The 15,794-nt window shown below is 33.7% G+C and carries 13 protein-coding genes; 2 read left to right on the top strand and 11 right to left on the bottom strand.

Annotated features, from left to right (window positions below; all coding sequences use genetic code 11):
• Positions 1-124 precede the first annotated feature (124 nt).
• Together ACHRVX_RS05420 and ACHRVX_RS05415 are read right to left on the bottom strand one after the other, a co-directional pair.
• Positions 125-2,704, bottom strand: a complete 2,580-nt coding sequence (locus ACHRVX_RS05420) for a DUF6892 domain-containing protein (RefSeq protein WP_395329998.1) — start codon at positions 2,702-2,704, stop codon at positions 125-127.
• 114 nt (positions 2,705-2,818) lie between these two features.
• A complete protein-coding gene (locus tag ACHRVX_RS05415; RefSeq protein WP_395329996.1) occupies positions 2,819-3,592 on the bottom strand; it encodes a hypothetical protein in 774 nt (257 codons plus the stop codon).
• A gap of 479 nt (positions 3,593-4,071) precedes the next feature.
• On the opposite strand from ACHRVX_RS05415, the gene ACHRVX_RS05410 reads away from it, so the two are divergent.
• On the top strand, positions 4,072-4,551 hold the full coding sequence (locus ACHRVX_RS05410) for a hypothetical protein (RefSeq protein WP_395329994.1): 480 nt from the start codon (positions 4,072-4,074) through the stop codon (positions 4,549-4,551).
• 34 nt (positions 4,552-4,585) lie between these two features.
• On the opposite strand, the gene ACHRVX_RS05405 is transcribed toward ACHRVX_RS05410, so the two are convergent.
• From ACHRVX_RS05405 to ACHRVX_RS05390, 4 genes are all read right to left on the bottom strand, one after another.
• Complete coding sequence (locus tag ACHRVX_RS05405; RefSeq protein ID WP_395329992.1) at positions 4,586-5,542, bottom strand: YheT family hydrolase; 957 nt, start codon at positions 5,540-5,542, stop codon at positions 4,586-4,588.
• Between the two features lie 169 nt (positions 5,543-5,711).
• Positions 5,712-6,530 carry a 1-acyl-sn-glycerol-3-phosphate acyltransferase gene (locus ACHRVX_RS05400; RefSeq protein ID WP_395329990.1) on the bottom strand — a complete coding sequence of 273 codons (819 nt, stop codon included), beginning with the start codon at positions 6,528-6,530 and terminating at the stop codon, positions 5,712-5,714.
• A 258-nt stretch (positions 6,531-6,788) separates the two neighbouring features.
• Complete coding sequence (locus tag ACHRVX_RS05395; RefSeq protein WP_395329988.1) at positions 6,789-8,420, bottom strand: NADP-dependent glyceraldehyde-3-phosphate dehydrogenase; 1,632 nt, start codon at positions 8,418-8,420, stop codon at positions 6,789-6,791.
• A 351-nt stretch (positions 8,421-8,771) separates the two neighbouring features.
• Positions 8,772-10,427: a M1 family metallopeptidase gene (locus ACHRVX_RS05390; protein ID WP_395329986.1), complete on the bottom strand. Its 1,656-nt coding sequence runs from the start codon at positions 10,425-10,427 to the stop codon at positions 8,772-8,774.
• Between the two features lie 182 nt (positions 10,428-10,609).
• Here ACHRVX_RS05390 and ACHRVX_RS05385 point away from each other — a divergent pair, with 182 nt between their 5' ends.
• On the top strand, positions 10,610-11,308 hold the full coding sequence (locus ACHRVX_RS05385) for a carbohydrate-binding family 9-like protein (RefSeq protein ID WP_395329984.1): 699 nt from the start codon (positions 10,610-10,612) through the stop codon (positions 11,306-11,308).
• Between the two features lie 86 nt (positions 11,309-11,394).
• On the opposite strand, the gene hisIE is transcribed toward ACHRVX_RS05385, so the two are convergent.
• The 5 genes from hisIE to hisB form a co-directional block, all read right to left on the bottom strand.
• The gene (gene hisIE / locus ACHRVX_RS05380) at positions 11,395-11,994 is read right to left on the bottom strand and encodes a bifunctional phosphoribosyl-AMP cyclohydrolase/phosphoribosyl-ATP diphosphatase HisIE (RefSeq protein ID WP_395329982.1); all 600 of its coding nucleotides are present in this window, start codon (positions 11,992-11,994) and stop codon (positions 11,395-11,397) included.
• Between the two features lie 194 nt (positions 11,995-12,188).
• Positions 12,189-12,944, bottom strand: a complete 756-nt coding sequence (gene hisF, locus ACHRVX_RS05375) for an imidazole glycerol phosphate synthase subunit HisF (RefSeq protein WP_395329980.1) — start codon at positions 12,942-12,944, stop codon at positions 12,189-12,191.
• 79 nt (positions 12,945-13,023) lie between these two features.
• The gene (gene hisA / locus ACHRVX_RS05370; RefSeq protein WP_395329978.1) at positions 13,024-13,752 is read right to left on the bottom strand and encodes a 1-(5-phosphoribosyl)-5-[(5-phosphoribosylamino)methylideneamino]imidazole-4-carboxamide isomerase; all 729 of its coding nucleotides are present in this window, start codon (positions 13,750-13,752) and stop codon (positions 13,024-13,026) included.
• 129 nt (positions 13,753-13,881) lie between these two features.
• A complete protein-coding gene (hisH, locus tag ACHRVX_RS05365) occupies positions 13,882-14,514 on the bottom strand; it encodes an imidazole glycerol phosphate synthase subunit HisH (RefSeq protein ID WP_395329976.1) in 633 nt (210 codons plus the stop codon).
• A gap of 40 nt (positions 14,515-14,554) precedes the next feature.
• Positions 14,555-15,691, bottom strand: coding sequence for a bifunctional histidinol-phosphatase/imidazoleglycerol-phosphate dehydratase HisB (gene hisB, locus ACHRVX_RS05360; protein WP_395329974.1), 1,137 nt, complete (start codon positions 15,689-15,691; stop codon positions 14,555-14,557).
• Between the last annotated feature and the right edge of the window lie 103 nt (positions 15,692-15,794).

The raw sequence follows: 15,794 nt of genomic DNA, 5'->3' as shown, positions 1-15,794 counted from the left end.
TAAATGTAGTCTATTTACTAGTACAATTCGTAAAATACTCACTTTTATTCAAAAAAAAATTATTTTACAGAAAAGATCACGAATTTTCCGGCATCAATAAGTATTATTAACGCAAGATATTACCTTAATTTTCTACGTGAATTCCCATATTCCTTAGCTCGTTCGACAAAGTATCATCCTGATCATAAAACAATTCTACTTTTGTAATATTTTTAAAATTAACGAAGTCCTTTGAAGATTTTATATTAAAAATATCATCTTCACCATCCCAAAAGCGACACATTTCTAAATAAATATCGTCACCACCGTCCTGAATTATCTCTGTAACATGTTCGGCAAAGGCTGAATCAATTTCTAAATTCTCGAAATATGCTGTTACTTCCGGGATAAAATCATAACCTTCCTCCTCTATATCTATTTCTCTTTGACCATATAAATCAACAAATTCATAGAGATCAAATTTTGGCGTAATTAATTCTTTTTCATACATCAAAATCTGTATTACGGCAAGTTTGAAATTGAAATCCTTAAATTCTATCTTTTCGCCTTCAATTTTTTGAAACGCATATTTATCTGATTTTTCTTTTTTTGAAACATTATCTAAAACAATTTCTTCGGCTTCATCGTTGGTTTCAATGCCAAATTTTTCCAGAAATTCATTTAGTTTCTTTTGGTATTTCTTTTTGGCTTCAGCTAAAATTTGCACTGCTTTCTTATCTGAAACTGGTTCAAGATTAAAATTCTTTTTAACCCAGTCCAGATATTCCTGTCTGTATGGAGGTTCTTCTTCATCATCTTCTAATTCATAAAAACTCGCTCCATCATGATTTACGCTAATCTCTGTTCCTAAAGTAAGTAAATGAATAAGTTCTTTAGTGTTTTCTGCCACTACATATATACCGCCTTCATCTCCAAAAACTACTATTGGGCAATTGTTTAAATCATTATCAATTAACCAATAGGCATAAGTGCTTCCGCTTCCGTTAGCAGATGCAAACTCAATAAAGCTGTCATAAAAAGCAGCATCATATGAATACGTTTTTAAACCCGTTTTATCTATTGAACTCAAACAGAAACATTGAGATAAATTCTCTGCGCCGTATATATGTTCAATTTCATACAGTTTTTTCAGATCCTGAGGCAATTCATGATGATCAAACTGAGCCGTGAAATCTTCGAGAGTTAACCTGTTAGCGATATCTTGATCAAATTGTTCCACTTCATTGACAATTTTTGTCCATATTTCCTTGTAGAATTCTACAATTTCGGCAGGACTGTCTTTTTTTATATGTCTAAATTCATCTGTTTCCTTTTCCAGAAACAATACAAAAGGCGAATCTTCAATAATTTTAAAAAACAAAGTATGATCAGGATGAGAAACATAAATACTGTTGCCTGTTTCGTTACCATCAGAATCTACACCGGTTTTATTAATAGAAATTTCAGCATTTCCTATTTCAAAATTAATACCGTCCGTTTCACTATTCTGAACGATTTGAGAGTCGATAACTTTTTTTAAATCAATAAGGCTTAAGCCATGTCCGTTTGTATTCCTATCTTCAATAGCCGTATCAAAAACACTTGCTTTAAGAATCTCAAAGGTTTCTAAAACAGCATATTTTACCGCACAAAAAACTACTCCGGCGGCTTTTTCACTTTCATAAAATTGATATTTTGAATTTCCGGCTTCGTCAAGATATTCCATTACAACCGTAATTTCATTTGTATTGACGCAAAGTAAAACACGCATTCTAAGGTCAAAATTTTCTAATTCTGAACTTATTTCCTTGTACATCTTTTCGTCATGCGTAAAAGATTGAAATGAATATTTGCAATTATCTTCTTCTATAAATAAAAAACCATCTTTTTTTGCATCATCTGTATCTTCTAAAAACGTGATGCTATCAATAAATTGGGTACGAAAATTGGCATATTCGCACAACTCTTTTTTATCTGGATCAATAAGGGAAATTCCGGTTTTAAAAGCATCATAATAAGTACTATTAAAAACGTCTTTATAATAATCCTGAGAATATTCAATATAATTATCCTTTACAATATCAGATAATTTATGACTGGAAGGCATAAAGTTTTCCAGCGTGGTGATAGTTCCATTTTGATCCGATACTTTAAATAATATCGATATTTCAGGATGCTGTTTATTAATAATTGCCTGAACAGATCTGAAATTTTCAAAATGCATTCGCATATCATCACTATAAACAAGTGTTGCGTTGGTCTCGCCTTTTACAAAAAGTTCCCCATGATTGTACTTGCCTAAAAGCGAATCGCAGTCTAAACCGCTGCCAATGTAATGTACGTTTCCAAATAAGGTAATATTAGGAACGGTAGTTTTACCTATTACAATAAAAGCAGGAGAATTATCTGTGTCATAAGAGCTTATTACTTTATGAACTGTCAGATTTCGTTTAAAAATAAATCCTAAAATAAAAACATCCGGATATTCTTCTGTACTATAATCCATCAGAAAAGTATCCGTTTCTACATCGTCTTCTGCCAGTAGAAAACAAGAATTATCCTGAAAATCCGGAAAACGCCATTTGTCTTCAAAAACATCATAGATTTTTTCGTCATTAAAATCAGTCAGTTCACCAATAATTTCCTGAGCCTGATCTCTATTTATAACTTGAAAAGTGATTCCACTAAATTGCATGGTTTTAAACGGACTTGTTTCGTCTTTCATTGTGTTTTAAAATTATTCTGATACAATATTTAATCCATTGGGCGTAATTATTTTAACACAGAATATAGGTTATTTAGCTAAAGCATTTCACTTATTTAAAATAGAATGTTGTTTCTATTTTTTACGTTCTATCGTTTCAAAATCCAGATCCATTTCGCATTTACTGTTAAGTACCTGACCTAAATATATTGGATATTCTTTATTGTTTGCATCTTTATTATATTGGAAGAAATCAGCATAATTGGTTTCTTTTAATGCCGAAAATTTCTTTACCTTATATTCTTTAGTTTCAAATGCTCCTGCATCTGAAGAAAGTTTATCCCATTCTTCTTTTGCAAAACTCATTGGGATTTTTGTTTTGCTTCTAACCACGTACATTGTATCTCCATTTGTACGCAGTAATTTTACCAGAACTCCTTCAGACATTCCGTTTTCTGACCAGGTTGCCTTATAAATATCTCCTGATTTAGGATTCATTAAAAGCGCGGCATATTCTTTGGCTTTATTGTTGGTGTTTTTTTTATTAATAGCAGCAATTCCCATAAATACTAAAATCAAAACGGGTAAAACAAAACAAAGTGACCAGGGATAAAGCAGTTGCCATAAGGTTCTTTTATGATTTCTAATATCCTTTATGGCTGCAGCTACATTATCAGAATATTTTCGTTTTTTAAATATAGATGTGTCTGTTTTTTTAATGACATTTCCGCAGTTTCTACAAACGACACTCGTTTTTCTGCCCATTCCAAAAATAGGTATTCCCATGGCAATGTATCTCATATACAAGGTTACTTCAAGAGAATTTTTTTCGTTACAGGAAGGACAACTTTCGTCAGCAATTAGCCTTGACGTTAATGGTTTTGTTACAATTTGATAAATAAAAATCATTTATGTTTTTGCTTTTTTAAAGGGTTAAATGTCTGCGGAAATTTATAATTATGGTATTTTATCACAAACATAAGCTTTTTGTTTTAGTAATAAAAACAAGACATATTAGATGATTGTTCATGATTTAAGGGTATCCAAAAAATAAATTCACAAACATTAATTATAACACATTGAGGAGAGCATTTTGATAAAATAATGGAGTAAAAAATTTAACCGCAAAAGTCCGCTAGATTAATTTTAATTTACGCATAAAAACACAAAGTTCCCAAAGCTAGATCAACATAAAGCTTTGCGAACTTTTTTTTTTACACTATACCTATAAAAAAATCTTAGCGCACTTTGCGTTAAATTCACCCTTACGCTCCACATGCTATTCTATAATTCAAAAAATTAGAAATTCTGCAAAATCAAAACTGCAATTGTGTAACAAAAAATCCTGTAAAAAAACTAAATTTGAAATGATCACTAAAAATACTCCCATGAAAATTTTCTCCATACTTTTAATCTCGCTTTTCTTTTTTTCATGTCAAAAGAAAGATAACAAGAATACTGTCGTTGATGCTCAAGATTCAATTGGCGTAAAACCAAATAAGGAAGAGGTCAAACCAAAAGAAGAAAACAAACAAATTGGCGACACGATCTTCATGAAGTTTAAAAATGAACAAGGTCTTTTTATCGCTGAAGGTTCCTTAGATTCTATTCATCCCAGAATATATGTCAAATTCAACAATGAAGATTTAGGTGAATTGACCGGAAAGATTGTTCCAACTACCGGAAAGGGAAATATCCGTTTCAATCAAATTATTTTTCCTGATAATACTTCAGACGGACCTTTTAGTATAGATCTAAAAGTTCCGCTAAAACAAAAAGGAAATCATATTATAGTAATTGGACATTCGCAAATGGCCGACAGTCCTTTTTGGGGTAAATTCAGAGTGGAACTTGAAAATAAAATATAAGTTTTTTTCTAATCTTTTTTGGAATATCTCCTGATTATTTAGAAGTAAAAAACTCATAAGCTCTTTTCTCTGCATACGAATAAGTTGAATTGCGCAATGGAAAAGCACAGTGACCTCCATACTTTGGGGTTTCCAGATATACATAAGCGCTTTCTTTTGCGATAGCCGTTGGATAACATCTTTCGCCTAAAAAAGGATCATCAAGTGAATTAATAATTAAAACACGAGTTGTAATATCTTTAAGCGAAAATTCAGGAGAAACGCGTTGATAATAGTCGTCACGACTTGCAAAACCATGTAATGGTGCCGTAAAATAATGATCGACTTCATCAAAAGAAGTAATTTTATCAATTTGATCACTGTTTATAAAATCAGGGAATTGCGCGGCTTTATGCTTTAGTTTTCTTTTAATATCAATTGTAAAATTCTTTAAATATACTCTGTTAAAACCTTGCTTGAGTATTTCAGCACTTGTGGCGATATGGGTTGGAACCGAGATGGTAACTGCTGCTTTTATACGTTTATCGATTTTTGACCAGCCTAAATAATTCAAAAGCTGAACCCCTCCCATTGAATATCCAATCAAATAAACCTCTTCAAATCCTTTTTGCAAAACAAACTGAACCACTTCGTCCAGATCATCAACTGCGCCATGATGATACAGTCTTGGCAAACGATTCATTTCGCCTCCACAAGTACGGTTATTCCATGCAAAAACCGAAAAACCTTTCTCCTCAAAATATGTCGAACAGCTATTAACGTACGTTCTGCGGGAATCGCCTTCTAAACCATGACATAAAATAACTGCTTTTTTAGGGTCATTTATGATAAAATCAATATTGATAAAGTCTCCGTCACTTAATTCATGCTTTTCTCTGGTGTAACCCGGAGCATCAAACCTTTTAAACAACGCAGCATAAATAGTAGTAATGTGCTTGTTACGATGAATAATCGAAGGAAAATTATATTCTGATTGTTCAATTATAGGCATGATAACAAATGTTTTTGGCTTTATACAAATCTAAGCAATCCATCAACAAGTAATTTAAAACTGCCTTTTTTATTTCATTCTTTAGAATTTATATCAACTGTGATCTTCAGAAATAAAAAAACCTCCAGGATCAAATGACTCCGGAGGCTGTATTTTATAATAGATGTTATTAATTTTGTGGTTGCTTTTTTAGTGCATAAAGCTTATTTCTAAGATTTTGCAGTAATAAAGGATCGAAAGCTTTTCCTTTTGCCCCTTTTAAAAGAATAGCTTTGCCAATAGTCAGTTTAAGTATATATCCTTGCTTGTTAAAAAGCTCAGAGATGAGTTTTGACGTTTGCAGCATAGGATGAATTGTTTTTAACATACTGAAGAAAAGACCATTATTTCCGTGAAAGTATATTGGTATAATAGGCACATCGGCTTTTGAAATAATTTTCCCAACTACTGGATGCCACTCAGGATCTGTAATTTTACTGGTTTTAAAATTATAGGAAGAAACTTCTCCGGCAGGAAATATAGCAACAGGAGTACCTTCGGCAAGCGCTTTAAATGTCATTTTTAATCCCGTAATACTCGCAGAATTTTGCACATTTTCAAACGGATTTACGGCTATAATGCATTTGGCCAAATTTGGAATTTCCTTTAATAAAAAATTCCCCATATACATTGTATCAGGTCTGATTTTCGAAATAGTACTTAATAAAGCCAATGATTCAATACCACCATAAGGATGATTTGCAATTACTATGAATGCTCCTTCGCGAGGGATATTTTGTAATTCGGTTGCGTCATATTGCACTTTTACGCCTATTTTATTTAAGACATAATTAGAGAAATCTGCACCCTCAAGAGTACCTGCTTCTTTTACAATTGCATTTAAATTGTTAATTTTCATTACTTTCATTAAATACGATGGTAATCCCGGAATAGGAATTTTAGAAAGTCCCGAAGCTTTAGTAAATTTTTCTTTGGAAATCAATGTCATAGTGTAAAGCTTTTAGGTTGGAGCGAAAGATATTAAAAAAGAGGAAAGAAATTGAAATTAGTCATGTTAATTATTTGTAATAAATGTTGTTTGAGGATAATTGATCAAAAAGTAAATTATTTAGTACAAGGTTCTCTTAAAAAATGGTAGTAAGATAATAAAAATTAAATCCAACAGGTTTTAAAACTGACGTAAACTGAGGGTAAAAAAAAATCCGGATTTCAAAAATCCGGATTTTTTACAACTTATTAAAATGTATTAAAAGATATAATCTGTGCTTAAAAAGCTCGAATCGTGATCTTTTACAATTGTATTTAAAAGTTTTTTGTTAGCAGGTGTAATTTTTGCTGCAACCAGAGATCTGATAGAGAAAGAACGCAAGGCATCAAAAACCGAAAGTGTTCCTTCTGCACTGTCTTTTCTTCCTGTAAATGGGAAAACATCCGGTCCTCTTTGTGCCTGACAGTTGATATTTACTCTGCTTACTAAATTGACAAATGAATCGATCAATACGGAAACTTCCTGAGGTTCTTCACTAAAAATACTTACCTGCATCCCGTGCGAAGCATTAATTTGGTAGTCAATAGGATCCTGAATATCCTCAAACGGAACTACGGGAATAATTGGTCCAAATTGTTCTTCGTGATACAATTTCATTTCTGGAGTTACCGGAAAAACGACTGACGGAAAAACAAATGATTCTTCACTATATCCTCCGTTTTCATTAAGGATTTTAGCGCCTTTTGCAATCGCATCGTCCAGACATTCTTTAAGATATGCCGGTTTATTCACCTCTGGCAATGGCGTAATTTTTACGTTTTGTTCCCACGGAAGTCCTGGTTTTAATTGAGAAACCGCAGCTGTTAGCCTTTTATTAAATTCGTCCGCAATTTCTTTTTGTACAAAGATTAATTTTAAGGCAGTACATCTTTGTCCGTTAAACGATAAAGCACCTAACAAACATTCGCTCACTGCAACATCAAGATCGGCATGTTTGGTTACAATTGCCGCATTTTTAGCGTCGAGGCTCAAAATTGCACGAAGACGATTAACTTTAGGATGGAGTTTTTTAAGTCCGTTTGCTACTTTACTTGAACCAATAAATGCCAGCACATTTACTTTTCCGCTTTCCATAATTGGAGTAATAATTTCCGCGCCTTTTCCGTAAAGAGTATTTACCGTTCCTTTTGGGAAAGCTTCTTTAAAGGCATTTAGCAAAGGATAATGTGCCAGAACACCGTGTTTAGGAAGCTTAAATAAAATAGTATTCCCCATTATTAACGCCGGAATAAGCGTTGTAAATATCTCATTTAAAGGATAATTAAAAGGTCCCATACTTAGTACAACTCCTAAAGGCGCTCTTCTAATCTGAGCAATAGTTCCCTCTGCCTGTTCAAATCTTGACGATTCGCGGTCTATATCTTTTAATGCATCAATTGTCTGATTAATATAGTCAACGGTTCTGTCAAATTCTTTAGTCGAATCCGGCAGTGTTTTTCCTATTTCCCACATTAATAATTTTATGATTAAATCGCGTTGCTGTCCCATCAAATACACAAATTTTTCCATGCATTTAATTCGGTCTTCGACAGGCATTTTCGGCCATTCGCCAAATCCGTTATCGTATGCTTTTACAGAGGCGTCAAGCGCTTCCAGAGCTTCTTTAACTCCTGTATTGGGTACGCTTCCTAAAAGTTTTCTTTGTAACCCGTTTTCGGTTGGAATACATACCGGAGAATAAAGTTCTAAAACTTCGCCGTTCCATTCAACCAGTTCCCCATTTAGCAAATAGGTTCTTTGGTGTATTTCCTCTACTTTAAATTCATCAGGTATTTCGCTTTCGCTTTTAAAAATCTTGTTATGCAGAGGAGAATTTTGTTGAGAATCCATAAATATTTTTTTTAGTTGAAATATTAATTTCTTAATTAGACAAATTCCTGACCAATTTATTGTTGATTTTCATTGGCCGGATTGAAGATGTAAATTAGTGAATTTCTGCCAAAATACCCAAGCCAGAGCTAATAAATTAGGTTTTATTTATATTACAGCTATTTAGACTTAAATCCTTAAGTACTGTTCACAAAAAACAGAATACTATTAATTGTATTTTATTCTTTTTTCCATAAAAATGCCCCCAAATAGTGTCTAACTTTTTGGGGGCATTTCAAACTATCGTTTTTGCTATAAGAAATTCTAAATTGAAATTTGGGATTTTTAAAAAATTCTGGAATTCAAAAAATTCTATTCAACAATATTAGAACTTGTTACATAAAAATTCTTGTCAACTTCAACTTTTCGTTCATCAGTGGTTGTTTTCTCTGATTTCCATTCTGTTGTTGGTTTTAACCAAATTTCCTGACCATTTAAAGTTACTTTAACCGGCATATCAAATTTAGCCACACAATTTGTCCAGTGATACCCTAAAGCACCATTTTTAAAAATATATTCAAAAACCGGAATTTGAGTTGTTGTTAAGTACTGAGCAAAAACTCTGTTAAAATTAATTCCTGATTGTGTGTTGATATAATCTTCAATTTGTTTAGACGTAACTGTTTGATGATAAAAAGTACTATTTAAACCTCTCAAAATTGATTTCCATTTTGCGTCGTCATTAATAATCTGACGCATCATGTGCAGCATATTTGCACCTTTTGGGTACATATCGCCTGAACCTTCATTGTTTACATCATAATGACCAATAATTGACTGATCGTTTTTGATACCTTTTCTACAGCCAATTACATATTCAGCACCAGCATCTTTTCCATAATAAAATTCAACAAAAAGACTTTCAGAATAACTGGTAAAACTCTCGTGGATCCACATATCTGCAATATCTTTATACGTGATATTATTTGCAAACCATTCATGTCCGGATTCATGGATAATAATAAAATCAAATTTTAATCCCCAGCCGGTTCCGCTTAAATCACGACCTAAATAACCATTTTTAAAACCGTTTCCGTACGTTACACTGCTTTGGTGTTCCATGCCTAAATATGGAGCTTCAACCAGTTTATAACTATCTTCATAAAAAGGATAAGGTCCAAACCAGTTTTCGAACGCCTTTAGCATTCTTGGAGCATCTTTAAATTGCTCTTTGGCTATAGCCAGATTATCTCTCAAAACGTAATAATTACAATCTAAATCTCCTTTTTCTCCTTTGTATTTCTCTGAGAAATTAACGTAATCTCCAATATTAATATTGACACCATAATTATTAATTGGGTTTGAAACATACCAATTAAAAGTTTTTGTACCGTCTTTTTCTTTTTTAACGCTTTGCAATCTTCCGTTCGAAACATCTGTCAAATCTCCGGGAACATTTACAGAAATCAACATATTTTCTACTTCATCATACATATGATCTTTGTTTGGCCACCAAACACTGGCGCCTAATCCCTGACATGAAGAAGCAATAAAATCTTTACCATTTTTATCTTTTTTCCAGGTAATTCCGCCATCCCATGGTGGTTTAATCGCTTCTTTAGGTTTTCCTCCAAACGAGATTACGATTTCTTTAGTTTCTCCAACTTTTTGTTTTTCAGTCAATTGAACAAAAAAAGCATTTCCATCTCTTTCAAACTTCAATTCTTTTCCGTTTTGAGTCACTTTGGAAATCTGCATTGGTTCCTGCAAATCAATTTGCATTTTATTATTCTCTGTCAAAACAGTATAACGAACTGTATTTGAACCGCTAATAGTTTTTTCTTTTGGATTTACCTTAACATCTAAATGATAATATTTTAAATCCCACCAAACACGTTCTTTAGTAATGCTTCCGCGTAAAGAATCCTGATGTGTAAAAACCGTTTCAAACTTATTCAAAAGTCCCTGTGCATTGGCAGTAAAACCAAACAAAAAGGCGATAAAGACGCCACCAAAGTATTTTTTCATACGAAGTAAATATTTTCCTTTAATCGAAATAAAAAAAGGTATTTCAACTAACTTTAACTTCCAACAAATGTAAACATTCGAATCAATTTTTAATTCATTTTACAATCTCTAATCATAAGATTTAATGTTAAATCATGTATTCTTCCTTATTTTAGCCAATCAAATTTCATTTTATTTCTCTTATGAAAATTAGTACAATCATCGCCTTTTTATGTTTTATGAGCACAGCAACAAACTATTCACAAAACATTTCGATCTATAAAACAAATGAAATAATTACTGTCGATGGCGATTTATCAGATTGGAAAACTCCTTTTCTGGGTCCGTTCGTGATTCATAATTCGGGCGAAAAAGCTACTCAAAATACATTTGTTTCACTTTCCTGGAATGACGAAAATCTATATATTGCCTATCGTACTGCCGATTCTAATATAATAGGAAAAGCTCAGAAAAAAGATTCTCCAATTTTTACTACAGATGATTTAGTCGAGATTTTTATCGATCCTGATGGTGATGGTCAGCATTATATCGAAATTGGAGTAAATGCATTTTCATCACATTATGATATGTTACTCAAATGTATTTCTCCAGTTTGCGGAGGCTGGAATACAAAAATGACTTTTGATATTCAAGGATTAGAAGCGCAAAGCAAAATAGATCCGGAAGGTTTCAATACAGAAATTAAAATCCCATATTCAAGTTTAGAAAATATTAAAAACGGTAATTTCAGTAAACCGAAAACGGGAACAAAATGGAAAGGAAATATTTTTAGAATCGATTTCGGCAATACAATTGAATATCTCGCTTTAAAAAATTATAAGAGTACAAAACATGGTTTTCATCAACCGGAAGAATTTGCGGTTTTTGAGTTTGTGGAGTAAAAAGTTTAGTCGTTTTAATTTGTTTCAGGTTTCACGTTTCAAGTTCTGTGAGATAGCCTGAAACTTGAAACCTGAAACAAAATATTTTACTTCTGACGTTTCTTCAAAACATCTACCACATCATTCAGCTGAAAGCCTTTTGCTTGCAGTAAAATCAAATAATGAAACAATAAATCAGCGCTTTCGCTAAGGAATAAATCGTCATTATCATCTTTTGCTTCAATGACCACTTCTACAGCTTCTTCACCTACCTTTTGGGCAATTTTATTGATTCCTTTTTCAAATAATGAAGCGACATAACTTTTCTCTGAATCAGCATTCTCTCTACGAACTTTAATTGTATTTTCAAGATTCGAAAGAAAACCATAATTCTCCTTATTTTCCTCTTGCCAACAAGTATCAGCACCAGTATGACACGTTGGTCCAACAGGTTTTGCCTGAATCAAAAGCGTATCGCCATCGCAATCGTTTTTAATATCTACCAGATTCAAAAAGTTACCACTCTCCTCGCCTTTCGTCCAAAGTCTTTGTTTTGAACGGCTGAAAAAAGTTACTTTTTGTGTTTCTACTGTTTTTTGAAGTGATTCTTCGTTCATATATCCCAACATCAGAACGTTTTTTGTTTCTGAATCCTGAATAATTGCCGGAATCAATCCGTCTGCGTTTTTTGTGAAATCTACGTTCATATTTTATTTTAGATTTTAGACTTTAGATTTCAGATTTTCAGATCTTCCTAAATTCTATATTTTTATTTCTATTCTCTTTATTCTTTTCTCTTGTTTCTTTTCTCTTGCTTCTTTCCTCTTGCTTCTTTTCTCTTGTTTCTTCCCTCTTGCTTCTTTCCTCTCGCTTCTTCCCTCTTGCTTCTTCCCTCTTCCTTCTAAATCCTTACTTCAATCCCATTATTTCTCAATTCTTCTTTCAAAGCCTTAATCTCAATTTCCTTAAAGTGAAAAACGCTCGCAGCCAGAGCCGCATCCGCTTTTCCTATTTTAAAGGAATCTACAAAATGCTGAATATTTCCCGCTCCCCCAGAAGCAATAATTGGAATATTAATTAGTCCTGAAAGTTTAGCCAAAGCATCATTGGCAAAACCATTTTTAGTTCCGTCATTATCCATCGATGTAAATAAAATTTCACCTGCGCCTCGTTCAGCTACTTCAACTGCCCAATCGAACAAATTAAGTTCCGTTGGTACTTTTCCACCAACTAAGTGTACAATCCATTGTCCGTCAATTTGTTTGGCATCTATTGCAACAACAACACATTGGCTTCCGAATTTCTGAGCTAAATCATTAATCAATTGCGGATTTTTTACTGCTGATGAATTGATCGAAACTTTATCAGCGCCGTTATTCAGCAGAATCTCCACATCTTCTACAGACGAAATTCCACCACCAACCGTAAACGGAATATTGATTTTTTCGGCAACACTTCGCACCATATTCACCAACGTTTTACGACGTTCTTCGGTAGCCGAAATATCCAGAAAGACCAACTCATCTGCACCTTCTGCCGAATAAATTTCGGCCAGTTCAACCGGATCTCCCGCATCACGCAAGTCCACGAAATTAACCCCTTTTACGGTTCTTCCGTTTTTTATATCCAAACAAGGAATGATTCTTTTTGCTAACATTTTTTTGTTGTTAATAGTTAGATGTAAAATGTGAAATGCTATTTCCTAAAAATCCAGCTTTCATTTTACAATTCACTTTTTACATTTTACCAATAATGTAATTTTCCAATTGTTTCAAAGTAATTCTGCCTTCATAAATCGCTTTCCCTATTATCGTTCCTTCGAAACCTAATTCGGCTAATTTTGGCAATTCGTCGAAAGTTGAAATTCCTCCTGAAGCGATTAATTTTACTCCAATAGCTTCTTTTAATATTTTCTCATACAAATCAAAACTAGGACCTTCTAACATACCATCTTTTGCAATATCCGTACAGATAACATATTGAATTCCCTTGATTTGATAATCCTGAATAAACGGAATCAAATCTTCCTTTGAATCTTCTAGCCAGCCTGAAATAGCTACTTTTTCATCTTTGGCATCAGCTCCTAAAATAATTTTATCCGAACCGTATTCTGAAATCCATTTTTCGAAAATTACCCTGTTTTTTACCGCAATACTTCCGCCTGTAATTTGGTTTGCACCACTTTCAAAAGCAATTTTTAAATCTTCATCTGATTTTAAACCACCGCCAAAATCAATCTTCAATCCGGTTTGTGTCGCAATTTGCTCTAATATTTTATAATTGACAATTTTACTCGATTTTGCTCCGTCAAGATCTACCAAATGTAAATATTCGATTCCGTGTGCTTCAAATGATTTCGCGACTTCAAGCGGATTTTCGTTGTAAATTATTTTTGTATCATAATCACCTTTGGATAAACGAACGCATTTTCCGTCAATGATATCTATGGCTGGTATTATTCTCATGTTTATCCCCCTAACCCCCAAAGGGGGAATCCTATTAGAGGGTAATAGGTTTTAAAACTCTAACATTTTTATACAAATTAGAGCCGTTATTAATACTTTTTTATCGGTTGTGGCTTCTCCCTTTGGGGGCTAGGGGATTTTCAAGAAATTCTCCAATATTTTCTCCCCAACAACTCCACTTTTTTCAGGATGAAACTGAGTCCCATAAAAATTATCTTTCTTCAAAGCCGATGCATATTCCAGTTCATAATTCGTTGTGGCAATGGCTTCATCGCAATATGGGGCATAAAAACTATGCACCAAATACATGAATTCATTCTCTTGAATTCCCTTAAACAAATCCGATTTTAAATCATAAATCTGGTTCCATCCCATTTGTGGCACTTTTACTTTTGGCGTGAACTTAATCACATCAACATCAAAAATCCCCAAACCTTCAGTATTTCCTTCTTCAGTCGATTTACACATCAATTGCATTCCCAGGCAAATACCTAAAACAGGTTGTTTCAAAGTCGGAATCAAACTATCCAAACCGCTTTCTTTCAGTTTTTTCATAGCATAACTTGCTTCTCCAACTCCCGGAAAAATCACTTTATCAGCTGCCAGAATTTCTTCTGGATTATTACTCAAAACAGCTTTAAAACCAAGCCTTTCAATAGCAAACATAATGCTCTGAATATTTCCTGCTCCGTAATTTATGATTACTATCCCCCCGGCCCCCGAAGGGGGAGTTGACCTTAGTTGTGTTGTATCTTGATTCATTAGTTTTTGTTTTTTAATTCCCCCTTCGGGGGTTAGGGGGCTACAGCATCCCTTTTGTCGATGGCAAAATCATTTTCTCTGTATCTCTTTTCACCGCAACTTTTATGGCTTTTGCAAAAGCTTTAAAAATTGCTTCAATTTTATGGTGTTCGTTTGTTCCTTCAGCTTTAATGTTGATATTTGCTTTGGCACCGTCAGAGAATGATTTAAAGAAATGATAAAACATTTCTGTTGGCATTTTACCTACCATTTCGCGTTTGAATTCGGTTTCCCAAACCAACCAGTTTCTTCCGCCAAAATCAATCGCAACCTGCGCTAAACAATCGTCCATTGGAAGACAAAATCCGTAACGTTCAATTCCCAGTTTATTTCCGAGAGCTTTGGCGAAAACTTCACCTAAAGCAATTGCCGTATCTTCAATCGTGTGGTGTTCATCAACTTCCAGATCGCCTTTTACGAAAATTTCCAAATCCATTTGACCGTGACGCGCGATTTGATCTAACATATGATCAAAAAAAGCAATTCCGGTTTCGATTTTACTTTTTCCGGTTCCGTCAAGGTTTAGGTCGATAAAAATATCCGTTTCATTGGTTTTACGCGTAATCGAAGCCGAACGTGCTTCCAGTTTCAAAAACTCATAAATAGTTTTCCAACTTGTTGACTGTAAAATGATGGTATCGTCTAATTCTTCACGTTTCGACGAAATCTCATTGCTTCCGGCTCCGTCTGTCATATTCACGAAAATAGCCTTTGCGCCCAGGTTTTTAGCCAGTTCAACATCCGTCAATCTATCTCCTAAAACAAATGAATTGGCTAAATCATATTCAGGATTGTTTAAATATTTTGTCAACATTCCTGTTCTTGGTTTGCGGGTTGGCGCGTTATCTGCAGGAAACGATCTGTCTACAAAGATTTCATCAAACAAAACGCCTTCATTTTCAAAGGCTTTCAAAATGAAATTCTGCGTTGGCCAAAACGTATCTTCCGGAAAACTATCCGTTCCAAGTCCATCCTGATTGGTTACCATCGCTAATTCGTAATCTAATTCACTGGCAATTTTAGCCAGATATTGAAACGCTTTTGGGTAAAATTCTATTTTATCCAAAGCATCTAATTGTAAATTTTCTGGTTCTAAAACAATCGTTCCGTCACGATCGATAAAAAGTACTTTTTTCATATTTTATTATTTTGGGCGTGTCCCTCCGGGTCGGGCTTTCGGCTATATCTTTTGTTCCGTTTCTCTTCACAAAAGGATACCGCCTCTATCCCTCACGCAAATC

Origin of the sequence: Flavobacterium sp. FlaQc-47 (genome assembly GCF_044006475.1) — a bacterium.
Classification (GTDB): domain Bacteria; phylum Bacteroidota; class Bacteroidia; order Flavobacteriales; family Flavobacteriaceae; genus Flavobacterium.
Note: the sequence above shows the minus strand (reverse complement) of the source record. Positions and strands in the feature narration are given on the sequence as shown.

Bases quoted from the DNA above. Each gene is read 5' to 3' on its own strand.
- ACHRVX_RS05405 (WP_395329992.1), bottom strand. From the start codon at position 5,542: ATGCCTATAATTGAACAATCAGAATATAATTTTCCTTCGATTATTCAT.
- hisH (WP_395329976.1), bottom strand. From the start codon at position 14,514: ATGAATCAAGATACAACACAACTAAGGTCAACTCCCCCTTCGGGGGCC.
- ACHRVX_RS05385 (WP_395329984.1), top strand. From the start codon at position 10,610: ATGAAAATTAGTACAATCATCGCCTTTTTATGTTTTATGAGCACAGCA.
- ACHRVX_RS05395 (WP_395329988.1), bottom strand. From the start codon at position 8,420: ATGGATTCTCAACAAAATTCTCCTCTGCATAACAAGATTTTTAAAAGC.
- hisIE (WP_395329982.1), bottom strand. From the start codon at position 11,994: ATGAACGTAGATTTCACAAAAAACGCAGACGGATTGATTCCGGCAATT.
- hisA (WP_395329978.1), bottom strand. From the start codon at position 13,752: ATGAGAATAATACCAGCCATAGATATCATTGACGGAAAATGCGTTCGT.
- ACHRVX_RS05390 (WP_395329986.1), bottom strand. From the start codon at position 10,427: ATGAAAAAATACTTTGGTGGCGTCTTTATCGCCTTTTTGTTTGGTTTT.
- ACHRVX_RS05410 (WP_395329994.1), top strand. From the start codon at position 4,072: ATGAAAATTTTCTCCATACTTTTAATCTCGCTTTTCTTTTTTTCATGT.
- hisB (WP_395329974.1), bottom strand. From the start codon at position 15,691: ATGAAAAAAGTACTTTTTATCGATCGTGACGGAACGATTGTTTTAGAA.
- ACHRVX_RS05415 (WP_395329996.1), bottom strand. From the start codon at position 3,592: ATGATTTTTATTTATCAAATTGTAACAAAACCATTAACGTCAAGGCTA.
- ACHRVX_RS05400 (WP_395329990.1), bottom strand. From the start codon at position 6,530: ATGACATTGATTTCCAAAGAAAAATTTACTAAAGCTTCGGGACTTTCT.
- ACHRVX_RS05420 (WP_395329998.1), bottom strand. From the start codon at position 2,704: ATGAAAGACGAAACAAGTCCGTTTAAAACCATGCAATTTAGTGGAATC.
- hisF (WP_395329980.1), bottom strand. From the start codon at position 12,944: ATGTTAGCAAAAAGAATCATTCCTTGTTTGGATATAAAAAACGGAAGA.